Source organism: Komagataeibacter rhaeticus (assembly GCF_011611525.1).
GTDB classification, from domain to species: Bacteria; Pseudomonadota; Alphaproteobacteria; order Acetobacterales; family Acetobacteraceae; genus Komagataeibacter; species Komagataeibacter rhaeticus.
In genome coordinates this window covers 1,738,130-1,760,885 of sequence record NZ_CP050139.1, presented here as the reverse complement: position 1 = coordinate 1,760,885, position 22,756 = coordinate 1,738,130, and the positions used below count along the sequence as shown (strand labels likewise).

Annotated in this window: 20 protein-coding genes; 8 read left to right on the top strand and 12 right to left on the bottom strand. The window is 64.0% G+C overall.

Annotated elements, in window-relative coordinates:
- Window positions 1–13: 13 nt before the first annotated feature.
- The 5 genes from GWK63_RS07965 to GWK63_RS07945 form a co-directional block, all read right to left on the bottom strand.
- Window positions 14–1,324 (bottom strand): phospholipase D-like domain-containing protein, encoded by a 1,311-nt coding sequence (locus GWK63_RS07965; RefSeq protein ID WP_083824454.1) that lies wholly within the window; start codon window positions 1,322–1,324, stop codon window positions 14–16.
- A 75-nt stretch (window positions 1,325–1,399) separates the two neighbouring features.
- Complete coding sequence (locus tag GWK63_RS07960; RefSeq protein WP_007398655.1) at window positions 1,400–2,314, bottom strand: S1/P1 nuclease; 915 nt, start codon at window positions 2,312–2,314, stop codon at window positions 1,400–1,402.
- A gap of 46 nt (window positions 2,315–2,360) precedes the next feature.
- On the bottom strand, window positions 2,361–3,443 hold the full coding sequence (locus GWK63_RS07955) for a purine-nucleoside phosphorylase (protein ID WP_039999034.1): 1,083 nt from the start codon (window positions 3,441–3,443) through the stop codon (window positions 2,361–2,363).
- A 218-nt stretch (window positions 3,444–3,661) separates the two neighbouring features.
- Window positions 3,662–5,098 (bottom strand): amidohydrolase family protein, encoded by a 1,437-nt coding sequence (locus GWK63_RS07950; RefSeq protein WP_007398653.1) that lies wholly within the window; start codon window positions 5,096–5,098, stop codon window positions 3,662–3,664.
- Window positions 5,099–5,155: 57 nt separating this feature from the next.
- On the bottom strand, window positions 5,156–6,388 hold the full coding sequence (locus GWK63_RS07945; RefSeq protein ID WP_223846680.1) for a cytosine deaminase: 1,233 nt from the start codon (window positions 6,386–6,388) through the stop codon (window positions 5,156–5,158).
- A gap of 244 nt (window positions 6,389–6,632) precedes the next feature.
- On the opposite strand from GWK63_RS07945, the gene GWK63_RS07940 reads away from it, so the two are divergent.
- The 8 genes from GWK63_RS07940 to GWK63_RS07905 are packed head-to-tail and all read left to right on the top strand — an operon-like array spanning window position 6,633 to window position 14,287.
- The gene (locus GWK63_RS07940) at window positions 6,633–7,622 is read left to right on the top strand and encodes an ABC transporter substrate-binding protein (protein ID WP_039999098.1); all 990 of its coding nucleotides are present in this window, start codon (window positions 6,633–6,635) and stop codon (window positions 7,620–7,622) included.
- Window positions 7,619–8,407 carry an ABC transporter ATP-binding protein gene (locus GWK63_RS07935; protein WP_039999031.1) on the top strand — a complete coding sequence of 263 codons (789 nt, stop codon included), beginning with the start codon at window positions 7,619–7,621 and terminating at the stop codon, window positions 8,405–8,407. Before GWK63_RS07940 ends, GWK63_RS07935 begins: the two co-directional genes overlap by 4 nt.
- A 4-nt stretch (window positions 8,408–8,411) precedes the next feature.
- On the top strand, window positions 8,412–9,194 hold the full coding sequence (locus GWK63_RS07930) for an ABC transporter permease (protein ID WP_039999029.1): 783 nt from the start codon (window positions 8,412–8,414) through the stop codon (window positions 9,192–9,194).
- 32 nt (window positions 9,195–9,226) lie between these two features.
- Window positions 9,227–10,048, top strand: coding sequence for a creatininase family protein (locus tag GWK63_RS07925; RefSeq protein ID WP_007398648.1), 822 nt, complete (start codon window positions 9,227–9,229; stop codon window positions 10,046–10,048).
- A gap of 26 nt (window positions 10,049–10,074) precedes the next feature.
- Complete coding sequence (locus tag GWK63_RS07920) at window positions 10,075–11,436, top strand: FAD-binding oxidoreductase (protein WP_007398647.1); 1,362 nt, start codon at window positions 10,075–10,077, stop codon at window positions 11,434–11,436.
- A complete protein-coding gene (locus GWK63_RS07915) occupies window positions 11,433–13,082 on the top strand; it encodes a CocE/NonD family hydrolase (protein WP_007398646.1) in 1,650 nt (549 codons plus the stop codon). The genes GWK63_RS07920 and GWK63_RS07915 overlap by 4 nt, the downstream gene beginning before the upstream one ends.
- Window position 13,083: 1 nt before the next feature.
- A complete protein-coding gene (locus GWK63_RS07910) occupies window positions 13,084–13,503 on the top strand; it encodes a cupin domain-containing protein (protein WP_007398645.1) in 420 nt (139 codons plus the stop codon).
- 10 nt (window positions 13,504–13,513) lie between these two features.
- Window positions 13,514–14,287: a cysteine hydrolase family protein gene (locus GWK63_RS07905; protein WP_007398644.1), complete on the top strand. Its 774-nt coding sequence runs from the start codon at window positions 13,514–13,516 to the stop codon at window positions 14,285–14,287.
- A 72-nt stretch (window positions 14,288–14,359) separates the two neighbouring features.
- Here the strand turns inward: GWK63_RS07905 and GWK63_RS07900 are convergent, their stop codons facing one another.
- From GWK63_RS07900 to GWK63_RS07870, 7 genes are all read right to left on the bottom strand, one after another.
- On the bottom strand, window positions 14,360–15,883 hold the full coding sequence (locus tag GWK63_RS07900) for a type 2 periplasmic-binding domain-containing protein (protein ID WP_139064290.1): 1,524 nt from the start codon (window positions 15,881–15,883) through the stop codon (window positions 14,360–14,362).
- Between the two features lie 62 nt (window positions 15,884–15,945).
- A complete protein-coding gene (gene tenA / locus GWK63_RS07895) occupies window positions 15,946–16,656 on the bottom strand; it encodes a thiaminase II (RefSeq protein WP_007398642.1) in 711 nt (236 codons plus the stop codon).
- Window positions 16,657–16,714: 58 nt separating this feature from the next.
- Window positions 16,715–17,452 (bottom strand): GntR family transcriptional regulator, encoded by a 738-nt coding sequence (locus GWK63_RS07890; protein WP_007398641.1) that lies wholly within the window; start codon window positions 17,450–17,452, stop codon window positions 16,715–16,717.
- Entirely contained in the window at window positions 17,449–18,960 is a 1,512-nt protein-coding gene (locus GWK63_RS07885; RefSeq protein WP_007398640.1) for an aldehyde dehydrogenase family protein, read from the bottom strand. The genes GWK63_RS07890 and GWK63_RS07885 overlap by 4 nt, the downstream gene beginning before the upstream one ends.
- Window positions 18,961–18,994: 34 nt before the next feature.
- A complete protein-coding gene (locus GWK63_RS07880; protein WP_007398639.1) occupies window positions 18,995–21,223 on the bottom strand; it encodes a N,N-dimethylformamidase beta subunit family domain-containing protein in 2,229 nt (742 codons plus the stop codon).
- Entirely contained in the window at window positions 21,220–21,594 is a 375-nt protein-coding gene (locus GWK63_RS07875) for a hypothetical protein (protein WP_007398638.1), read from the bottom strand. The genes GWK63_RS07880 and GWK63_RS07875 overlap by 4 nt, the downstream gene beginning before the upstream one ends.
- Entirely contained in the window at window positions 21,591–22,649 is a 1,059-nt protein-coding gene (locus GWK63_RS07870) for an ABC transporter substrate-binding protein (protein ID WP_050800686.1), read from the bottom strand. The genes GWK63_RS07875 and GWK63_RS07870 overlap by 4 nt, the downstream gene beginning before the upstream one ends.
- Between the last annotated feature and the right edge of the window lie 107 nt (window positions 22,650–22,756).

Here is a 22,756-nt window from a genome sequence, read left to right as displayed (position 1 = left end):
CCCCTGCATCCGGTCAGTCGCGTCCGGGCATGGCGTAGGTTCTGCCGGCTTCCAGCGGCGTTACGTACGGCCCGGTCCAGTCATGCATGAAAATGGCGTTCAGGTCGCGTGCGGGCGACGCGCCATGCACGAAAACGGCCGCGTTGACCGATGTGGTGAAATAGCTGGGCTCCCAGTTGCCTGTGCCGATATAGACCGCATCATCATCTGCAACCGCGTATTTGCAGTGTTCAACCCGGGCATAGGGTATCTTTATACCCGGCACGTCGGGAACCGTGCTGAATTTGACCGATACATGCGGCAGGACCGCCAGTGACTTGAGATAGGACTGCATCGGTTCGGACAGCGCCCAGTTCGACACGATGATCTGCGTCTCCACCCCCCGCGCGGCCGCGTCCCGCAGGGCCGTATCCAGCACGGGCCAGTAGCCATGCGCGCCGTAATGGTTGAACGCGCTCATGGTCAGGACCTGCAGGCGCAGGGTCTTGCGGGCGCCATGGATCATGTCCACCAGCGCCCGGTCCTCGGTCGTGAGCACGGCCGGCATCATGGCCGCCGGGCTGAAGGCGGGGAAGGCGATCAGCGGCTGTGACCCGTCGGACAGGATGACCGGGCTGGCCTGCGTTACGGGTGCAAAATCCGGTGTTGCCGCAAACCGGGCATAGGCATCGGCAAGTGGCGTACCCTGTGCGAGCATCCACAGCATGCCGAAATCCGATTCAAAATCCCGCGCGATGGGCGTATTGTCGATCCGTGCGCCAATTTCATGAATGTGTTCCAGCGCGCGCCAGTCCCAGTTCTGGCTGCCCACGAATACGCTGCTGCCGTCCACAACCATGTATTTCGCGTGCAGGATGCCGCCGGTCAGCGCATGGCCGGGCAGGATGGCGGTCGTGACATTGGGCACCGCCTTCAGTTTTTCCAGAACACTTCCCGTTTCCTTCAGGAAGGACTGCTCCACGACAATACGCACCTGCACACCCGCCCGGGCGCGTTGTATCAGGGCGTCAAGGATGTCGGACATGCCATGGCCGGGTTTGTCCGTAATATAGAAAACCGCAGCATCAATGGTATGCTGGGCATGGCGGATCATGTCCAGCCAGACATCCCTGGTGCGGGCGATACCCGGCTGGCCGTACCGGGCGCCTTCCGGCACGCTCTCCACAATCTGGAAATCCCTGTGTCCGGTCTCCTGCGCCCCGGCCGGGCTGGCCTGGCCGTACAGGCAGGCCGCCACCACGGCGCAGGCAGGAGCCCACCGCAGGTGCCTGCGCCGTGGTGGGGTACGTCCGCGTGAAAGATGGCTGTGCTGGAAAAGGATCACGGCGTATTGCCCTTTTTTGAAATAAACATGAAATCCCGCCCCAGCCCGCAGGCCCGCGCGCAATGCCGGTTCGTGTTACCGTGCGGGTTTTAAGCTGACATCCGCCAGATCGCGGTTCAGCACGAATGCCAGCCGCACCCCGGCTTTTTCCAGTTGCCGGGTTGCAATCGCGCGTGCCGTGGCATCATACCCGGCGGGCAGCGACAGGGGCGCGCCATCGGTGGAGCATCCCGCAGGCGGGTGGAAATCATACACGTATGTTTTTGCCAGGCCGAAGCTGTCCATCGCCCATTGCGCGACCGTGCCAGCCTGCCACGCATCCTTCTGCGTGACGGAGATCTGGTCAAACAGCCGGTCGGCCAGATGCCGGGCATCGGGGTCGATTTCCGTTACCACCACCGTGTCCCAGTAGCTGTGCAGGTTGGTGGTGCGCGCACCACCCAGGCTGATGCGCACGCAGTTGCCGCCGCGGTCCTCATGGTCGGCCGCGTGCAGGGGCTGGTGCATGTCGCCTACGAAATGGATGACATATTTCAGCGCCACGGCACGATCCGCCACCGTTGTGGCGGGGTCGGACAGGACGTGTTCGAAATGTTCAAGCTGGCTGGTGACACAGGCCTGCCCGCCGCCCTGTGCCGGTGCCTGGCAGGCAGACGCCATGTCGGGGTGGTCGATTTCCATGTTGATGAAGTGCCATGCCCCGGTTTCCGGGTGGCCGGTGGTGCGCCAGTGGTCGGCCCATGTCGAACGCGCGATGAAGTCGGGCGCGGTCAGCGCGTCATGATCCGTGGCAAGGATGGCATCGACCTTTGTCCGGGTGTCGGGTGTCATGTAATGCCACGCCAGGGCGGCAACGGCCTCGTGCCCTTCCACCCCCCATGCATGCGCCCTGCCCGGCAGCGCGGACAGGCCCAGAAGGGCCGCACCGATCAGGCACGCGCCCGCCCTGCGCCTGCCCGCCCGCCCTGCGGAGGATGTGCTGTTCATCATGGTATTCTCTCCTCTGCGGGACGCGGCCCGGTCCCCTGACGCGTTTTTATGAGGGGATGTTGTCGCGGTATTTCTTCCAGTTCATCAGGATTTCCTCAATGACCGGCTCCCCTGCCCGTTCGTTGTTGTCGAACGCCAGCGACTGGCCCGGTCCCTCGTCCCCCATGGACCGGGTCACCGGCACGCCCGGTGGCGGGACCGAGAAATTGCTGCCCGAACGCAGCACCATGATCCGGTCGGGATCAACAAAGCCAAGAGTTGCCAGCGTGCGCATTTCGCGCTGGTAGGTCTGGCTTTCCTCATTCGTCATGACAAACTGGCCCTGCCCGTGCGTCCACAGCCGGACCCAGTCCTGTGCCCAGCGGTTGCGGGGGGCGCCGTGCCAGTAGCGCTCCGCGCCCAGCGTCTCGCCCAGCAGCACGAAGGGGGGCTTGCGGGCCTGGTCAAAGCCCGTCCATGCCCTGCGTCGCAGGGCAATGGCCGGATCATCGGCCAGGTTGACCTTCTGGCTGAGCGCGAACGCCCAGCGCGCCAGCCCCTGATTGAGGGGATAGGCCCGGGTCAGTTCCGCCACGTCGGTCACGGACCCGTAATGGTTGGGTGCCTCGGGCAGCATGTTGGGGCGTGAGGCCCCAATGGCGTACAGGCCGTAGGGCCAGTCCCTGGGGATGGTGCGGTCATCGATTTCGCGCAGGGCATCGCCATCAACGACCCAGCGCGCCCACGCCACGCTGCCGACCGATGCCACGTTCGGGTCCACACCGGAAATACCCGTGAACAGCCAGTAGGTGTGATGGAAATCGAAGCGCGGGTCGAGCACGAAGGCCGCAAGGTCGGTCACCCCATGGCGCAGCACCATGCCGTACAGTCCCGCCTTGTTGCGCCGGACAACGTCGGGCGCGCCACGGACGGGTACTTTTTCATCCAGGTGTTCGCGCTCCACCCAGTTCTGGTATTCACCGGGTTCGTCGCCGCTATCCGCCCCGTTTTCCCAGTTGGCCACGACAACGAAGCGGACCTCCTGCGCCTGCGGGGCCGCCTGCGCGGCCACGGGCAGGCAGGCGGCACCCGCCAGCATGAAAGATGTAAACATACCGGCAGGGAACCTGCTTCGCCTCTGGTCAGCCATCAGATACTTCCGTTTCCATTTCAGTCCCCGCCTGCCGTGGGCCACGGCAGCACTGGTACGGCCTTGCCGTGCCGCCGGCGGGACCGGATCATCACATCTGGTGCAGGAACCCCGCAAACGTTACCGATGCGATCCTATTGCGCCAAATAGAAAGAAGGCCACACGCTGTTGCATTTTAGTTCACACCCTCCACCGCGTGGCCCCGCTTTCCCGCAGGGTTACCTGTGGTGGCCGGGCAGTGATGCCGCCACGCGCCGGTCGGCCTGTGCTTCCACCGTGTTTATGTCCTGTGTCAGCACCCGGCCATGGTCCACCACCAGCCTGCCGCCAACATAGACCTGCTCCAGATCCCGCTCCGACGCGGCAAGGACAAGGGTGGCGTACGGGTCGAACACATGGGCAAGATGTGTGGGATCGATGATCAGGAAGTCAGCGAACTTGCCTGCCTCCAGGCTGCCCAGCCGGTCCGATACCTGCAGCACGGCGGCACTGCCCACCGTATGCAGGCGCAGTACGTCATAGGGGCTCATGATGCTGGCACTCTGGTATCTGTCACGTATGGCGTACAGCCCGGTGCGCATGTTCTCGAACGGGTCGGCCAGGTCGGCGCTGGCTTCCCCGTCCTCACCCATGCCAACGCGGATGCCGTTCTTCAGGTAGGTTGGAATATCCGCCGTGCCCGAAGCCAGCCGCCCGTTGGAAAGCGGGTTCCATGACATGGCGGCCCCGGCCCGGCCCGTCTGTGCCAGGATTTCGGGTGTGGTGTGGATGAAGTGGCCAAAGATCAGGCCCGGCCCCATCATCCCGCTCTGGGCAAAATAGGGAAAGACTGCCTGTTCGGCGGCAATGGTATCGGGCGGTTCAAGGTAATGGGTCTGGTTGCCCACCCCGAATTCCTTCATCAGCGCCGCCTCCATCATCGCTTCGGACAGGGCATGGGGCTGCGTGTCCTGGAAGGCGACGGTGCCGTTGAGCATGATGGACAGGAACGTGGTGCTGGCAGGCTGGGCCTTTGTCCAGTCAATGAAGCCGCGCAGGTGCTGGCGCGCGCCATCAAGCGAATGGTCGGCCGCATCCGCCGTGGGGTTGATGCCGTGTACGAAGCGCAGGCCGGAATCCATTTCCGCGCGGAATTCCTGATGGTCCACGTTGTCACGTTCGGTCTTGGGCTGGCCCCAGTGGTTGCCGTAATTGAAGTTGTAGGCCGCCGTCACGCCGTGCTGCAGGTGGTCAAGCGCGCCATCAAGCGTGAACCAGTAGAAATCTTCCGCCTGTGCGCGGCTGGCGGTCTTGTCATACAGTGCGTCGATCCATCCCGGCAGCGTCTTGTCCTGCGCCAGCCCACGATAGGCGGCCTGCCACAGGTGGCTGTGGGCGGAAATGAAACCGGGCATGATCCAGTGCCCATGCGCATCAAGCGTGGTGGTGGCATGGATGCGGGCACCGGGCGCGCCCGGTGCGATGGATGTGATCCGGCCATCGGCATCAACGGTCATGTAGCCGGTAAAGGGCTTTTTATATTTATCGCCCATGGAAAATATATAGGCGTTTGTCACCAGCAGCGAGGGCTGGCTGCCAGCGGCGCCCGCCGGGGCCAGTGGCAGCATGCACAGCATGGTGGCCGCCAGCAGTGTCCTTCTTGCAATCGGTTTCATGTATGTTGGATCCATTTCCGGTAATATGAAATCGGTCGGGCACGGAACGCGGCCCCGCTAGGGGGCCGGCTGTTCCAGTTCGGTATAGGCGGGCACGCGCGCATCGAGTACCCGGCCGTGGCGGATGACGGTGCGCGGCGCCGCCGGGCGGGTGACAAGCTGGTTCATGTCGCGCGCTTCGAAAATGACCAGGTCAGCAGGGTTGCCGGCCCGCAGCGTCGTGTCCAGCCCCATCCAGCGTGCGGGGGTGACCGAAACCGACTGCCACCACCCGCCAAACGGATGGTCAAGATGCGCGATGCGCACGGCCTGTGAAAAGACTTCCGCCATGTCCAGGTCGCCATAGGCATAGAACGGGTCGCGCGTGTTGTCGCTGGCGAACATGACCGGCACCCCCGCCGCATGCAGTTCGTGCACCATGCTCACGCCCCGCCACAGCGGGGTGCGGCCCGGCTGCCGGTCCTGCAGGTACAGGTTGCACATGGGCAGGCTGACAATGCCCATGCCCGCATCCGCAACACTTTGCACGATTTCCTTCTGCCGTGGCGCATCCTGCACCGACAGGCTGCAGCAGTGCCCGCACAGGACCGGCAGGCTGAAGCGGCGGCGCATGACCATTTCGGCCACGGCCTGCAGGGCGGTGCCGCCACGCACGTTGTTTTCATCGACATGCAGGTCCAGCCCGCAGCCGAATTTTTCCGCAAGGGCAAACAGGCGCTCCAGGTGTTCGGGTGTTGCGTTGTCGTGCATGAGCACCGCGCCAAGGCACGCGCCCGGTGTGGCCGCAACCTCACGCGCGATGCGCTCCCCCTCCTCCCCCGCATAGGATTGCGGCATGGCAAGCGATACGGCCTGCAGCGCGATCCGCCCGGCCCATTGTGCCTGCATTTCACGGATCAGGGGCCACACGGTGTGCCCATGCGCGCCCATGGTGTCCAGATGGGTGCGTACCGCCTGGGTTCCGTGGGCATGGGCGCAGCGCAGCGCGAAGGTCATGCGGCGGCGCACGTCTTCCACGCTCCAGTAGGCTTCGCGGTCCTGATTGACGGCCTGAAGTGCGCCCATGAACGTCCCATCGGGGTTGGGCGTGCGGTCCCATATGAACCCCTTGTCCAGATGGGTATGGATATCCGCCATGGCGGGCCAGACCATCGCGCCGCCAAGATGTGCCACCGGCAGCCCCGCACCGGGGGGCTGTTCGGAGATGGCGGCAATGCGCCCGCCCGCGATCACCAGGTTGCGGCGTAACAGGCCACCATCGGCGGCAGGCAGCGTGGCATCGGCCAGCATGTATGCATCATGGTTTAAAAAAAGTGCAAGATCCATCATCATTCCCGTGGGGCACCGCTCCGCCCTGCTGTATCCGTAATGCCATCGCATCATTAATCCCGTTTTCCGCCCCGATGGCAACGGAACAGCATGATGCCTGTTCGGCAACACGACGTATTCAAAATACCGCTTTATCAATACGAATTTATGATGTTACGCTACCGTTATCGTTGTGAAACCGGCTGCGGACATAATGGGGAAAGACATGCACAGACACGGCATAGGCAGGCGGAGCGTGCTGGCGGCCGGTGCCGCCGCCGCATTCCTGCGCGCGCGTCCCGCCCCGGCGGCGGACCAGCCTGCGCTGCGGCTGCTGACAAACTGGTACGCACAGGCCGAGCATGGCGGTTTCTATCAGGCCCGTGCGGCGGGACTGTATGCACGGGCGGGGGTTCCTGTATCCATAAAAATGGGTGGCCCGCAGGTCAACAACATGCAGCTGCTGCTTGGCGGGCAGGCCGACATCATGATCGGCAGCATGGAACTGGCGCTGCTGGCCGCCGCGAAGAACCTGCCGGTCGTGGCCATCGGCACGTCGTTCCAGAAATCCGTGACCGGATTCATGGTGCACAAGGACATCACGGCCATCGAACAGCTGAAGGGGCATCCCATCCTGATCAATACCGAAGGGCGGTCCACCTTCTGGCCCTGGCTGTGCGCGCGTTACGGTTTTTCGGACGGGCAGGCCGGTGTCTACACCTACAACATCCAGCCCTTTGTCATGAACCCGCGCCTGGCCATCCAGACATTCGTGACATCCGAACCCTTTGCCGCGACACAGAAGGACATTCCCTTCAATTACCTGCTCCTGTCCGATCTGGGCTACCACACCTATGGCAACGTGCTTCTGGCCACAAAAGACATCGTTGCCCGGCGCGGGGATGACGTGACGGCCTTCCTTCGCGCCAGTGCGCAGGGGTGGAAGGATTACCTGTACGCCGACCCGGCGGCGGGGGACAGGGAAATCGTTCTCGATAATCCCGCCATGTCGGCGGCCCAGCTGGACTATTCCCGCGCCGCGCTGCGCCGGATCGGGGCACTGGGGGAAAAGGGCGGCGTGATCGGTACCATGAATGACGCACGCTGGGCGGAACTGCATGACTTCGTGGTCCGTGACAACCATGCGCTCGACACCCCGACGTGGCGCGCGGCCTATACGACCGAATTCGTATCAAAGCTGGATATGACCGTATGATGGACCCCGTGGTCGGCCTGTGGGGGGTCGAGAAGGTTTTTGGCAATGGTGTCCGTGCCCTTGCCCCGGTGAACCTTGCGGTCCAGCCGGGGGAGTTCATAAGCCTGATCGGGCCTTCGGGCTGTGGCAAGAGCACACTGCTCAAGGTCATCGCCTCCATCCATGCCCCCTCGGCGGGGCAGGTGCGCTGGTGGGGGCGGGATTTCGCGCATGTGGGTTCGGCCGGGCACAGGATGGCCTTCGTGTTCCAGGACCCCACCCTCATGCCTTGGGCGTGCATGGAAGATAACGTGCGCCTGCCGCTGGACCTGGAACGCATGCCCGCCACTACCGCCGGCCCGCTGGTCCGTGATGCGCTGGAACAGGTCGGGCTGGGGCATGTGCTCAGGCACTATCCCGCACAGCTGTCGGGGGGCATGAAGATGCGCGCCTCCATTGCCCGCGCGCTGGTGACACAGCCCGACCTGCTGCTGATGGACGAGCCTTTTGGCGCGCTGGACGAGTTCTCCCGCAACCGGCTGGACGAGGAAATGGCCCGCCTGTGCTATGAGAAGGGACTGACCACGCTGTTTGTCACGCATTCGCTGTACGAGGCGGTTTTCCTGTCCTCACGCGTGATCGTCATGGCGGCCAATCCGGGGCGGATCTTTGGTGAATACCACATCGACCCGGCCATCCGCCGCGATGAGACATTCCGCCTGAGCGATGATTTTGCCCATATGTGCCGCGACCTGACCCAGATGCTGACCGAGGCGACACATGCAACCTTTTCCGGCGGAGCGTAGCGCCATGAACGCACGCCATATGGCCAGGCTGACCCTGATTGCCCCGACGCTGGTGGGGCTGTGCACGCTGGGGGTGTGGGAGGCGGCGTGCCGCCTGCTCTCCATCCCCTCCTACCTGTTCCCGGCTCCGTCCGATATCGCCGCCTCCCTTCATGCCAACTGGCCCATGCTGCTGCATGCGCTGGGCAGCACGCTGCAGGTCACGCTGGTCTCGCTGCTGGTCTCGGTCGTGCTGGGCACGGCCATCGCGGTGGTGCTGGTGCAGCACAAACTGCTGCAGGTCAGTTTCATGCCCTATGTCATCATCCTGCAGGTCACGCCCATCGCCGCCGTGGCGCCGCTGATCATCGTGCTGGTCAAGACAACGGGCGTGGCGCTGGTCCTGTGCGCCACGCTGATTGCCATCTTTCCCGTCATTTCCAACACGCTTATCGGTCTTGGCGCGGTGGACCCGGGGCTGGAAGCCTACTTCCGCATGCACAAGGCCACGCGCATGCAGACGCTGCTGCGCCTGCGCATTCCCAGTGCGCTGCCCATGTTCATGGCCGGGGTGCGCATTGCCAGCGGGCTGGCGCTTGTGGGCGCGGTGGTTGCGGAATTCGTGGCCGGCACGGGCGGGAACAGCGCCGGGCTTGCCTATGAAATCCTGCAATCGGGGTTCCAGATGGACATCCCGCGCATGTTTGCCGCCCTTTTCCTTATCACTGTCACGGGGCTGGTGCTGCATGGTGGCATGACCACCATCGAGCGCCTGCTGCTTGGGCGCTGGATGCGCCCGGCCACATGAACCGTGCCCCTTTTTTCGGAAGCTGACCTGACATGACCAATACCCTTCCCCGTCGCTACTGGCAGGACATGATCTCGCGCGAGTTCCGTGAACTGCCGGACAATACGGTGGCAGTACTGCCCGTGGGCGCCATTGAACAGCACGGGCCGCACCTGCCCGTATGCGTGGACAGCTGCATCAATGCCGGGCTGCTGGAACGCGCGCTGGAACGTGCGCCCGCCGACCTGCCGATTACCGCCCTGCCCATCCAGTCCGTGGGCAAGAGTGACGAGCACATCGCCTATCCCGGCACGCTCACGCTTTCGGCCAACACGCTGCTCAATGTGCTGCTGGACCTTGGGGCCAGTGTGGCGCGCGCGGGCGTGCGCAGGCTGGTGCTGCTCAATTCCCACGGGGGGCAGCCGCAGATCCTTGATATCGTGGCGCGTGAACTGCGCCGGACCCACAACCTGTTTGTGGTATGCGTGGCATGGGGGCGTTTTGGCTGCCCCGAGGGTCTGTTCAGCACGACGGAGCTGAAATACGGCATTCATGGGGGCGATGTCGAAACATCGCTGATGTGCTACCTGCGCCCCGATCTGGTGCAGATGGACCGGGCAGAGAACTTCGTGTCCTGGCCCGAGGAAATGGCCCGTGAATACAAATGGCTGCAGGCCGAGGGGCGCGTAGGCTTCGGCTGGCATGCCCATGACCTGCATCCCGCCGGGGCGTGCGGGGACGCATCGGGTGCCACGGCGGAAAAAGGCCGGCTGGTGGCGGACCAGTACATCGCGGGCTTTCTGGAACTGATGGCGGAAGTCGCCCGCTACCCGCTGGAGCGCATCCGCCCCGCCACCCCCGATCTGGGCCGCTAGGCCGGCCAGGCAAAGGAGAGACGCATATGTCCGTGGAAGCCTTCCTTCGGGACCTGCCGCAGGTCACGGCCCAGACCGAGCCTGCCATCGTCAAGCGCAAGAGCCGGGATTTCTACTGGTACAGCCCGGCGCTGAAGGCGCGGCTGCACGGGCTTGCGGCACAGGCGGTTGTCATGCCCCGCACGACGGCGGATGTGCTGGCCATTGCACATGCGGCGCGCCGCCATGGGGTGGCGCTGACCGTGCGCGGTGGCGGCACGGGCAATTATGGTCAGGCCGTGCCGCTGGAACAGGGCGTGATCGTGGACATGACCGACATGAACCACCTGCTGAAGGTGGAAAATGGCGTGGCCCGCGTGCAGGCAGGCGCCAACATGCTGGCGCTGGACCGGGAACTGCGCCAGCAGGGGCTGGAAATCCGCATGTTCCCCTCCACCAAGCGCACGGCTTCCGTCGGCGGTTTCTACTGTGGTGGCTCGGGGGGGATTGGTTCGATCCGCTGGGGCGGGCTGAACAATCCGGGCAACCTGCTGGGCGGGCAGCTTGTCACACTGGCCGAACAGCCTGTGGTGGAGGAACTGCGCGGGCAGGATGCCTTCTGCCTGCTGCATGCCTATGGCACCACGGGCATCGTGACGGAGCTGGACATTCCGGTTGAACCCGCAATCGACTGGCAGGACATGGTGCTGGGCTTTGCGGACTTTGCCGCCGCCGCCGCCTTCGGGCGCCTGCTGGCGCTGCAGCCGGGCATTGACCGCAAGCTGGTCAGCGTGGTCGAGGCGGGGCTGGTGCCATATTTCCCGCATATGCCCGATGTCGTGCCGCCGGGGCATGCCATCGTCATTGCCATGGTCGCCCCCGCCGCCGTGACGGTGGTGGAGGAACTGGCCCGCCTGCACAACGGCAGCCCGTGCTACCGCGCCGCCACGCATGAGGCGGAGGACAACCCCACGCAGATGCCGCTTTATGAACTGACGTGGAACCACACGACCCTGCAGGTGCTCAAAAAGGACAAATCCTTCACGTATCTGCAATGCCTCCATCCCGTGCATGAAACGCTTGCCAGTGTCGCCACCATGGCCGGCCTGCTGGGGGACGAGGTGATGTTCCATCTGGAGTTCATGAACATTGGCGGCCAGATCACCTGTTCCGGCCTGCCGGTGATCCGGTTCACCACGCAGGAACGGCTGGATGAGATCATCGCCCTGTTCCGCGCCCATGGGGTCAATGTCGCCAATCCCCATGTCTATACGCTGGAGGAGGGCAGTCCCCACCAGAAGATCCCGCCTGCCCTGCTGGAAGCCAAGAAGCGCAATGACCCGCTGGGCCTGCTCAATCCCGGCAAGATGCGCAGCTTCGTACCGACCCGCCATGGTGTGCAGGCATGACGGATACGGCCCTTCATGCAGTGGCCCCGCCGCGCACCGGGCGCATGCGCACGCGCGACGGGACGATACTGGTGGCCGATATATGGCAGCCCGAAGGGGATGGCCCCTTCCCCGTGCTGCTGATGCGCCAGGCCTATGGGCGGCATATCGGCACATCGCTGTGCTACGCGCCGCCGGAATGGTATGCGGCGCGCGGGTATATTGTCGTGATGCAGGACGCGCGCGGGCGCGGTGAATCCGGTGGTGCGTTCGACCTGTTCCGCCATGAGGCGCAGGACGGGGTGGATACGGTCAACTGGGCGGCCGGACTGCCGGGCAGTTCCGGGCTGGTGGGGATGTTCGGTTTCTCGTTTCAGGGGACCAACCAGCTTCTGGCCGCAACGCAGCACTGCCCTGCCCTGCGCGCCCTTGCGCCCGCCATGATCGGCTGGGATCTTCGCCATGACTGGGCCTATGAAAACGGGGCCTTCCCGCTTCGCGCCAATCTGGGATGGGCGATACAGCTTGCTGCCGAGACCGCGCGGCTTGCAGGGGATCATGCGGCACAGGCAACCCTGTTCGCGGCGTCACGCGCCCTGTCCTTTTCCGGCCCCGCGCCGGTCAGGCCACCCGTCCTCGACCTGCTGCGCCGTTACAGCCATTACACCACATGGCTGGATACCCCGGCGGAGGACCCGTACTGGGCCACGATCTCGCCCGCCGCGCATCTGGATGCGATCATTGCCAACAAGCCGGCCGTTTTCCTGATTGGTGGCTGGTACGACAGTCACCTGCCGGGCACGCTGGCGGCGTGGCGCGCGCTGTCGGGCCATGTTCCGGCCCGGCTGCTGGTGGGGCCATGGGGGCACTTCCCATGGGACCGCCGCACGGGGGACGTGGATTTTGGCAATGACGCGATAACCGACATAGACCAGCAGCAGGTCCGCTGGTTTGACCACTGGCTGAAAAACCGCCCCCCTGCCGTGCCCGATGCCCCCGTGCGCCTGTTCGATATGGGGGCGCATGCATGGCGTGACAGTGCGGACCTGCCTGGCCCCCGGGCCACGTTCCATCTGTCCGGCACGGGGCGCGCCGCCATCGATACGCGCGACGGGGCGTTGCTGCCCGCGGGCCAGGTGCCCCCTGCCGCCGTCGCCCAGTCCCTTACGCTTGACCCGTGGCGGCCCGCCCCGCCGCAGGGTGGCAGCTTTGGCATGCCGGTCGGCCCCGTTGACCGCAGCCGGACGGATGCCCGCTCCGATATCGCCACGTTCACCACGCCGCCGCTGGCCGCGTCACACCTGCTGGCCGGTGAGGTCCGGTGCCGGTTTGTGGTGCGCAGCCCGCATCCATCCTTTGACCTGCATGCGGTACTGTCACGCGTTGCCACGACGGGGCAGGTCCATACCCTGGCGGAAGGCTATGCTGCTGCCCGGCCGGGGGAGACCACCGTGCCCATGCGCGCGACCTGCGCGCGCCTGCAACCGGGGGAGGCCCTGCGGCTGAGTGTCGCGCTCTCCTGTTTCCCGGCCTTTCCGCTCAATCCCGGCACCGGTGTCAGCCCCTGTGATGCCACGCTGGCGGACATGGGCGTGACCACCGTGCATATCCTGACCGGGGAGGACGGTACGAGCCTGCACCTCCCCCTTTCGCCTGCTGGAGAATGACATGAACGCCTTCTACAAGAGATCGGTCGACCAGATCGAGGCCCGTCGCATCTCACCAAACGACAGCAATTACTTCGTGCTGCTGTTCGATGAAAAGGACGGCGAAACAAGCTGCGTCGCCGTTGTTGAAATCTTCACGGTGGGCGGCAAGACCCCGCCCAACACGCACAAGGGCGCCGATGAACTGTTCTTCGTGCTGAGCGGACAGGGGCGCGCGCTGTGCAACGGGCAGGCCACCGAACTGCGCAAGGGCGATGCCCTGCTGGTCAAGCCCGGATCGGAACATATCGTGGAAAATACCGGCGATACCAAGCTCTATACCCTGACGGTCATGGTGCCGGATGAAAAATTCGGCGCGCTGATCCGTCGCGGCACGCCCGTGACCCTTGATGATGAGGACCGCGCGGTCCTGTGCGGCTGAAAGAAGAACCATGAACCCTCTGGGCTGCAACACCCGCAACCGCTGGCAGGTATCGGACACCACCGCCAGTCTGGTCCGGCCACAGGTCGCACCGCGTCCCGTCACGGTCATGGCGCCGCCCAAACAGGTCACGTTTGACCTGGCGCGTACGGCCATCATCGTGATCGACATGCAGAATGATTTCTGTCACCCCGAAGGCTGGCTGGCTGGCATTGGCGTGGACATAACGCCCGCGCGTGCGCCGATCGCCCCTCTGGCCCGCCTGCTGCCCGCCCTGCGCGGTGCGGATGTGCCGGTTGTCTGGGTAAACTGGGGCAACCGGAAGGATCTGGCCAACATCCCGCCTTCCCTGCTGCATGTCTATGATCCGGCAGGGCAAGGCGTCGGGCTGGGTGGCACGCTGCCGGTGCGGGGTGCGCGTGTACTGGAACAGGGCAGCTGGAGCGCGGGTATTGTGGATGAACTGGTGCCCGCACCCGATGATATCCACATCGACAAATACCGGATGAGCGGCTTCTGGGACACCATGCTGGACAGCGTGCTGCGGAACCTGCGGGTGGATACGCTTCTGTTCGCGGGTGTGAACATGGACCAGTGCGTCATGGCCACGTTGCAGGATGCAAGCTGCCTTGGGTATGACTGCATCCTGCTGGAAGACTGCGCGGCCACGACATCGCCCGACTTCTGTGCGCGGGCCACGGTGTATAACGTGCGGCAGTGCTTCGGTTTCGTGACCAGCAGCGATGAATGCCTGCGTGCGATGAAGGATGCGCCGGCCGCCTGATGCGCGCTGCAGGTGGCGCCACCATCCGGCGTGGCGCGGGACCGATACGGAAACCTGCGCCAGTCCGCGGGGTTACATCGGCCCCCTGGTCATGTCACAGTCATATTGTGGGATATCTTTCCTGAGCATGAGACAGACCGCCCGTGCCATCCGGTCGCGCAGGGATTCGCTCAGATCATGCGGGAATGCTTGGGCAGTGGCCACGACGTCCCTGACCTGGCGGTAGACCGGATCGTCCCGCACGGCCTGCTGGTCCCAGAACGGCCGGGTGCCAACCAGCAGGTGGCGCGCCGGCGTGCCTTCCGGCAGGTCGTGCGAGAAGGCGATGTAGGTTTTCATCTCCCTGCCCGTCATCATGGTCGTGAAATCCGTGCTGTCGGCCCTGCAGGTACGGTGCACGGCGCATGAGGCCCTGTTCGTGACGAATGCATCACTATACAGCATTGACTGACCGTTCTCCCCCCACGGGACGGGAATCATGACCAGGGATGCGGCCTGTGCGGGATTGAAGTGGTTGATATAAAAACTCTGTTCGGAAAACCCGATATCCAGTCCACTCCTGCCTTCAGCGAATATCCGGTCAACTTCGCCATCTGCGGCGCGGCTTGATGTGCCATCCACACAATGGTTCTCCTTCCCGTCCGTACAGGTAACGGCCAGTCTTTGCAGGCTGGCCACCACCTGCGGGTCCGGTGGCAGGCGGAAGGCATCGCGGATATGGTCATAGCCGTAGCGCTGCACATATCCGTCCATGTAAAGGGATGGCAGGCGGGTCGTGCCTGAAAAATCGGCGGAGATGTGGCGTTTTTCCACCGGTTCACGCTGCACGAAAGCCAGAAGCTGCTCCAGGCCATGGATGTTGCGCATATCGGGGGAATAGGAATAGAGGAAATCAAGACACAGCCAGCTTGGCACGGCATAGGTCCCGCCATGATACTGCACGGCGTCGAGACCCGGCTGCCACGGTTCATCCCCGCTTATGCGCACCGGTGCGATACGGCCATGCGCGGCAAGGAAGGCGATGTATAACGTATCCAGTTCCACCACATCATAACCACTGCCGGACAGAAGCCGCAGCAGGCGGGTCGGACTGTAGATGTCCACATCCTCGTTCATGACGGCGTTGAGGAGCACATCCGGGTTACGCTCCTGATAAACGGCAATGACATGCTGGACCAGCGCCCGGAAGTTTCCCTGCGGCAGGCTGGGAATGAACGGGTAGAGCGCGACGTTGAGCACACGCTTCTGCCTGCCATTGAGCACGAGATACCCGTCCATTCCGCCGGGTGTGATATGCATTTCCCGGGTTTTCAGGCCATTACAGTCAACGCTGCCGATCATGCCGCCGGCAGGGGCGCTGACATGCGCCACGTCATGTGCCCTGACCGTCAGGATGCCACCTGCCCTGCTACCCTCCACCACATGGCATGTCACATCGGCGGTGCCGGTGTTGCGGACAATCAGGTCACCGCAGAAAGCGGCATGCGGCAGGGCAAGCATGCCCGCGAGCAGGCAGGCACCGGCATGCCAGGGCGGGAGCCACCCGTGCGATCGCGACAGGGACAGGCGACGCAGGCGAACGCGTGTGGAAAACATGCAGGCATTCCGGGCTATGGTGTGAACATATGCGATCATATCGGCATTGCGGGGCCATTGCGTCATGCCATGCCGGGTTGCCCTGCGGTCCAGAAGTCGGTTTCCAGTGCGACGGCGGTGGAGAACAGGCGGGTCAGTTCCGGCAGGCGGGCCATGCCGCCGCGCCGGGATGCCACGATATCAAGCCGGGCAAGACCCGTGCGCACCAGTGCCTGGTACGGTTCATCGGCATAGACGCTGAACCACGAGAAATAGGGGTTGCCTTCGCGCAGGGTTGCACGATCGGCCGCCAGCGCCAGCCCGATTTCGCCATACCCCACCAGACAGGCGGAAAGTGCTACCAGCAGGTCCAGCAGGTCACCTGCCTGCGCGCGGTCAAGAATGAAGCCCGAATAGGCACGGAGTTCCTGCGCGGGCGGGTGCGCTTCCATTTCCTTGCGGCCAAGGCCCCAGCCTTCGCAGTAAGAGAAATGCATCGCCATTTCAGTATTCAGGATACCTGCCACAATATCGGCGCACTCCCGCATTTCCTCAAAGCTGTCGCTTTTATAGACTGCAAGCGCATAGGCGCGGGCGTAGTTGAGAAGATACAGGTAATCCTGCATGAGAAACGCCCGGAAGCGCGCGGGTTCCAGCGTGCCATCGGCCATGCCGCGCACGAACGGGTGGCGGATGTAGCCCTGCCATGCTTCCGGCACGGCATCGCGCAGCCGGGCGAAGAATGTTCCCTTTGCGTAATCGGTCGTACTGTCCGGCCGTGTATCAATATTCATGTCCGTCTGCTTTCCGTATTGCGTGCGCCCCGCTGGCGGGTGGCGGGCAGTGTGGCGGTCAGTCCGCCAGGTCGGTGGTTTCGTCCTCGGGCAGCTGGCCTGCCTGCATGACGTGTACACGCATCATCTGGTAGGCCAGTTCACCGTGGCCTTCCAGAATGGCATGGACAATGGTCTGGTGCTGGGCATGGGATACGTTCATCTGTTCGACCGACCCCATCCGTTCGACACGGGTATAGGGCAGTACGCGCTGGCGCATCTGCGTGACTGAATCAGCCATGATCTCGTTATGCGCACCCTGCCGGATCGCGGTATGCAGCCGTTCGTTATGCCGGTCGAAACCGGCACGGCTGCCCTGGCGTATGATGTCGGAGAGTTCTTCGTTGATGGTGTGCAGATGGTCGCGTTCCGCGTCGCTCATGCGTTCGGCCGCAAGCCGGGCGGTCGCGGCTTCCAGTTCGGCTATGACCTCCAGCGTCTGTATGACACGCGTATCGTTCATCTTGGTCACGATCACGCCCTGACGTGGGCGGATCTCCACCGTGCCCTGTGCTGCCAGGCGGCGCAGGGCCTCGCGCACCGGTGTGCGCGAGACGCTGAACATCTGCCCCAGGCTTTCTTCTTCCAGCCACATGCCCGGTGTGAAGACGCCCGATGCAATCGCCTTCTGGATCCGTTCTTGCACGATACTGGCCAGCGTGGGCGCGCGTGTCGTGTCCTTGCGGGCAGTGCGGCGGCTACGCGCGCGGGCCATGGCCGGGTTCAGGTTTTCGGTCAGTTCATCTTCACCGGTCATAGGCGCGCTACAATTCCCTTCAGTTCGGTATAATGCTCTATAGCAGGGAAACCGGCGGCGCGCCCCCAGCCGGACTGCTTGAACCCACCCATGGGCAGGGCGGGATCAAAGAAATTATGCGTGTTGATGCACACATTGCCTGCCCTGATGCGCCGTGCCAGACGGTGGGCGCGCGACAGGCCGGTAGTCCAGATACTGGCATGCAGGCCGTAGACCGTATCATTGGCCATGCGCACCACATCATCGATCTGGCCATCGCCAAAGCGGCGGACGCACAGTACCGGCCCGAAGATCTCTTCGCGGTACAGCGCTGCCTCCGGGTCGACATCGACTGCAATGGTGGGCTGCATGAAATAGCCCGGCCCATCAACGGGCGCGCCCCCCGTTGCAAAGTAGGTACCCGCGCGTGACGCGGTGGCCAGATAGCCTGCCACCCGGTCGCGCTGTTCGGCTGAAACCAGTGGGCCGAGCCGTGTCGCTTCATCAAGGCCATGCCCGATGGCAAGGTTGCGGGCAAAGGCCGTAATGCCGTCAAGCAGGCGGTCATATATGCGTTCATGCACGAACACACGCGAGCCCGCCGTGCAGACCTGCCCCGCGCTGAAGAAAATGGCGGAGGCAATGCCTGGCACCGCCTGTTCAGGATCGGCGTCGTCCAGCACGATCATGGGCGATTTGCCACCCAGTTCCAGGAACACCCGCTTCATGTTGCCGGCCGCCGCGCGAATGATCCCGCGCCCGACCTGGGTGGAGCCGGTAAAGGAAATCGCATCGACATCGGCATGGCTGGCAAGGGCGGCCCCCGCGGTTTCCCCCTCCCCCGACACGATATTGACCACGCCGGGGGGGAAACCGGCCTGTTCGATCAGGTGACCCAGATGCAGCGTGGTCAGGGATGTCTGTTCGGCAGGCTTGACCACAACGGCGCAGCCTGCCGCCAGTGCCGGGGCCATGCGCCATATCGCAAGTTCCAGCGGGTAGTTCCATGGCACGATGACCGCCACCACGCCCACCGGTTCGCGCTCCGTATAGGCATGGAAGGTGCCGGGGGCGGAAACGGGCACGCTCTCCCCGTTTATCTTGGTGGCCCAGCCCGCCATGTATTCCAGCATGCCGGTCGAGCCGGGCAGGTCAACGAGCCGGGTTTCAAAAACCGGCCGCCCCGTGTCAAGCGCTTCCAGCCGGGCGAACACATCCGCCTGCTGGTGCAGCAGGTCCGCCAGCCGCCACAGCAGGCGGCCGCGATCCGCGCCGTTCATGCGCGACCACGGGCCGCTTTCCATCGCGCGCCGCGCGCTGATGACGGCAAGATCGATATCCGCGCTGCCCGAACGGGGAATACGTGCGATTTCACACTCCGTGGCGGGATCGATGACGGGCAGTGTCTCCCCCGACAGGCTCTCGCGCCACTGGCCATCGATGAAGTTACGATGCGGCGCGGACAGGATGGCAAAGGCATCCGGCCCCAGAAGGGCTGCAAGGTCGGGTTCCATCCGGCGGCCCATCATTGTGAAGTCCTTTTCATCTTGCGGTTTCATCCTGTCAGAACGATACGGGCCTGGCCGCCGTGGCCGGCAGTTCAAAGGGAGTGGGATCGATGAAGCGCCGCACGACGTTGCCCGTCATGCGCGAGACGGAATTGTCATAACCCGCATGGGACAGGCTGCCGCTCCAGGCGATCGATCCGGTTGAAAATACCGCGCCCCCCTCGGCCGTTTCAAAAAACACGATTTCGGCACGGACCAGGTCGGACTGGGCCGCTCCCTGCCCGGCATAATTGATAAGCAGCGCACAGGTGGATGGAAGATAGGTGTTGGTATGTCCTTCCGACCGTGCAAGGACCAGCGTGTTCAGCGGCGTGCCTTTGGCGCTGTTGGCACGGTCGAGTTCTATGCCGGCCGCGCCCCCGCCAATCAGCCCGAAATCACCGATGATGTCGCCCTTCATGCCCTCGAACACGAAGGCGACGCGCGGGTTGTCGCTATCCGGCTGGCGGCGGAAGTAGGTGCACCTGTCAAACCCCTGCCCGATAAACCCGGACCCCAGGGTTTTATGTGGTGGCCGGCCGATCCGTTCCCACAGGCCACCATATTCGCCGCCGAAGGCATGGCAGCTTTCGCCGGGGTCGGTTATCCAGCCATTGCCAACCTCACAGCGGCGCAGTTCCATCACACCGGGAATGGCCGGATGATAGACGACCCGCCAGTACAGCGCGTTCCCCCCCAGTGAAACCAGTCGTCCGCCCTGCGCGCGGTGTGCCGCCAGCGCATCGAGCATCCGGGTCGAGACATATTCCGGGTGGCTGGCCAGCATGACACAGCGATAGGGGGCAAGGGCGTGCAGGCCCTCCCGGTCCAGATCCTCGTCGGTGATGATGTCGTAGTCGAATTTTTCATGCTCGAGCCAGTCGATGATATGCGTATCGGCATTCATCTGCCACAGGCCCGAACCCGTGCCCCCAAGCCATGACTGGTATTTGGGCCGCATGTTCAGCACCGGACGCAGGCGTGAGGAAATCATGATGCCCGACCCGTCGCTGTGCCGGTCATACAGCGAGGCGCCGAATTCACGCCGTTCGGCCAGGAACACGTCCGATGTGCCGAATACAGGCACATGGTCATGTACCCGCTCCGCCAGGGCGGCATCGATGGCAAGGTGCTCATTGGCATAGGCCAGGTAGCTTGCGGTTGGCAGGATGAAGACCAGCGGCGCGTGCCCGGTGCCCGGCGCGCGGCGGATGACGAAGGGGATATGGTCCTCATCCGTGGCGCTGCGCAGGCGGGCGGCGTACAGCCCGCTCTTCAGCCCCGGGGGGACCCGCCATGCGAAATCGCTGTCCCAGCAGGCATCCACCAGGTCATCTTCATGAAAATGGATGGCGCCATACTGTTCCGGCGCATCCTGCCAGGAGCGGACGGTACCGTTCCAGTTATGTCCGGTCATGGCGCGCGCGGGCATCTGCCACGTCCGTCCATGCAGCCTGAAGGGACCGTGGTCGCAGATATCCTGCCCATCGATCCCGATGGCAAAATCCCACTGCCCGATAACCGCGCCGGCATGGTCCGACAGGCACGGCGCCTCAAGCTTGCCATTGTAGAAACCGCTGAAGACCCTATCGCCCCCGGCCGTTGCACGGGCCGCGATGATGATGCGTGCAGCGGGTGTCCATGCCGGTTTGATGCCACAGGCGACCGTGATGGCCGCGCTGTCGGCAATGCCGGCGCAGCTTTCCAGTGCGCCCTGTGTCAGGGTCAGTTCATTCCTGGCCGGATCAAGGGTGACGCGCACCCTGTACCATTCATGCCGGCGCATGGGAACGCCGGCCGCGCAGACGACACATCCCTGCGCGGCCTGCACCATGGCGTATGCGCCGTCCTCTCCCCTTATGCCAATTTCAATTCCACCACCCGATACAGGATCGCGCAGGCTGAACATGACCTGCCCCGCGCCATCGGCCCCGCTGCTTTCAGGCAGGGTCGGGCGTGCAAGCACGGACAGGCTCCAGCCCGCCGCCAGCTTTTCCAGCGGGACGGCGGCATCGACCATGATGCAGGATCCCGGATGGACCTTCTGCGTCCGGCCCTGGACACGCCATGCGGTGCCGGGTACCTCTTCCTCACGGTAGCCGGAACCGGCGGGGTTCAGGTCGCCATTGATGATCCGCACGATTGTGGCGTCATACGCTTCCGCCGTTTCGCTGCTGACGCGAAAGGCGATTTCATCGCCTTCCGTCACGCTGATCTGGTCGGCATAGCCAAGCAGGGTCTTCATCGGGCCTCTCCCCCCGTATTTCGCGGGGCCGGGCCCGGTGATGCGGGGCCATCAAATTCGGCGGGCAGGCGCGTGCCGGTTTCCGCTTCCCATCGTCTGCGGAAGATGTCCCATTCCGCTTCCACAAGGTCGTCATATTCCACGCCCGGCACCGGCACCGGCGGCATGCCGCGTATGCCCGACAGGCGGGCCAGTACCCACTTCCTGTGGGGTTCCAGGCAGATGATGCAGTATTTCCCGCCCATCGTGCCGGTGCGCAGGATGTTCAGCACCGCTTCCAGCGCCGGGCTGTGCAGGCCGATGGGACAGGCCCGGAATTCCCGCACCGGGCCGAGATCGGTCGGGTCGATCCGGGGGGCATTGGGTCTCATGTCCGTGTTTCCGTGGCAAAGCTGTCCAGCGGCGCCAGTTTTGAAATGACGCCGTAAGCCAGGCAGAACTTCTCGAATGTCTCATAGCGCGCCGTATCCAGGTGCCCCGGGTTTTCGGGTATCCACCCGCTGGTCATGGCCCAGGCTTTTTCAAGCACGGGCGTGTCCTGTTCGGTATGTCTGGCGACAAAGGCGCGCCGCATGTCATCGGGATGGGCAAGCAGTGCCGCGCGCCCTTCCGCAACGGCGGAAATGAAGCGTGGAATGCGTGGGTCCGCCCGCAGGTCCTGCCGTGTCAGCATGATCAGTTCATCATACAGGGGCACGCCATGATCTTCCGGTGCGAAGATGACGGGGGCAATACCCGATGTGTGTTCGATCTCCAGCACCTCGGCATTGCGGTAGGCCCCTATCGCCGCGTCGATCCGCCCGGTCAGCAGGGCGGTCACCATCTGGTAATTGACCTTGGTGACCGTGACATCGGAAATTGACAGGCCGGCGGAATGCAGCATGGCGGCCAGCAGGCTTTCCTCAACCCCGCTGACCGAAAGGCCGACGCGCCTGCCCTTCAGGTCGGCCAGGGTGCGGACGGACCCGTTGCCCATCGCGGCCACAACGTTGATCGGCCGGTCGATAAGCGTGCCAAAGCGCACCAGCGGCAGCCCCTGGTCCACCAGCAGGTTGATCTGCGTGCCATACCCCAGCGCCACATCCGCCTGACCGGCCGTGACCAGCCGGGCGGGGGAATCCGGGTCGGAGGGGGAGACCAGTTCCACATCCAGCCCTGCCCGCGTGAATGCCCCGCATTCCTGCGCGGCGAACAGCGCCGCGTGATTGACGTTGAGCAGCCAGTCCAGAATGACCGTAAGTTTTTCACCCCCCGCCGCGCGCGCGGGCGACAGCGGGACCCCGAGCGCGCCCATGGCAAGCGCGCTTCCGATAAAGCCGCGTCGGGATAATAAGGGTGTCGAACTGGTCCTGCCGGCACGGCTGTCCCACCGCGCCGTCAAACCCGCATCCCGCCTTGCGGCATCCGTTCCTGATTGCTGGTTCATGTGCTGCCTTTTCTGTTCGTCCGGAGCGGTCGGCAAAAAGAACATTTCCCATAAAATGTATACACAGACATTACGGGTCGGCAATAACAAAACTGGCGCGCCCGGCG

Bases quoted from the DNA above. Each gene is read 5' to 3' on its own strand.
- GWK63_RS07885 (WP_007398640.1), bottom strand. From the start codon at position 18,960: ATGATGGGCCGCCGGATGGAACCCGACCTTGCAGCCCTTCTGGGGCCG.
- GWK63_RS07955 (WP_039999034.1), bottom strand. From the start codon at position 3,443: ATGGCTGACCAGAGGCGAAGCAGGTTCCCTGCCGGTATGTTTACATCT.
- GWK63_RS07940 (WP_039999098.1), top strand. From the start codon at position 6,633: ATGCACAGACACGGCATAGGCAGGCGGAGCGTGCTGGCGGCCGGTGCC.
- GWK63_RS07880 (WP_007398639.1), bottom strand. From the start codon at position 21,223: ATGAAGACCCTGCTTGGCTATGCCGACCAGATCAGCGTGACGGAAGGC.
- GWK63_RS07875 (WP_007398638.1), bottom strand. From the start codon at position 21,594: ATGAGACCCAATGCCCCCCGGATCGACCCGACCGATCTCGGCCCGGTG.
- GWK63_RS07870 (WP_050800686.1), bottom strand. From the start codon at position 22,649: ATGAACCAGCAATCAGGAACGGATGCCGCAAGGCGGGATGCGGGTTTG.
- GWK63_RS07890 (WP_007398641.1), bottom strand. From the start codon at position 17,452: ATGACCGGTGAAGATGAACTGACCGAAAACCTGAACCCGGCCATGGCC.
- GWK63_RS07930 (WP_039999029.1), top strand. From the start codon at position 8,412: ATGAACGCACGCCATATGGCCAGGCTGACCCTGATTGCCCCGACGCTG.
- GWK63_RS07950 (WP_007398653.1), bottom strand. From the start codon at position 5,098: ATGAAACCGATTGCAAGAAGGACACTGCTGGCGGCCACCATGCTGTGC.
- GWK63_RS07960 (WP_007398655.1), bottom strand. From the start codon at position 2,314: ATGATGAACAGCACATCCTCCGCAGGGCGGGCGGGCAGGCGCAGGGCG.
- GWK63_RS07945 (WP_223846680.1), bottom strand. From the start codon at position 6,388: ATGCTGGCCGATGCCACGCTGCCTGCCGCCGATGGTGGCCTGTTACGC.
- GWK63_RS07935 (WP_039999031.1), top strand. From the start codon at position 7,619: ATGATGGACCCCGTGGTCGGCCTGTGGGGGGTCGAGAAGGTTTTTGGC.
- GWK63_RS07905 (WP_007398644.1), top strand. From the start codon at position 13,514: ATGAACCCTCTGGGCTGCAACACCCGCAACCGCTGGCAGGTATCGGAC.
- GWK63_RS07925 (WP_007398648.1), top strand. From the start codon at position 9,227: ATGACCAATACCCTTCCCCGTCGCTACTGGCAGGACATGATCTCGCGC.
- GWK63_RS07900 (WP_139064290.1), bottom strand. From the start codon at position 15,883: ATGTTTTCCACACGCGTTCGCCTGCGTCGCCTGTCCCTGTCGCGATCG.
- GWK63_RS07910 (WP_007398645.1), top strand. From the start codon at position 13,084: ATGAACGCCTTCTACAAGAGATCGGTCGACCAGATCGAGGCCCGTCGC.
- GWK63_RS07915 (WP_007398646.1), top strand. From the start codon at position 11,433: ATGACGGATACGGCCCTTCATGCAGTGGCCCCGCCGCGCACCGGGCGC.
- GWK63_RS07920 (WP_007398647.1), top strand. From the start codon at position 10,075: ATGTCCGTGGAAGCCTTCCTTCGGGACCTGCCGCAGGTCACGGCCCAG.
- tenA (WP_007398642.1), bottom strand. From the start codon at position 16,656: ATGAATATTGATACACGGCCGGACAGTACGACCGATTACGCAAAGGGA.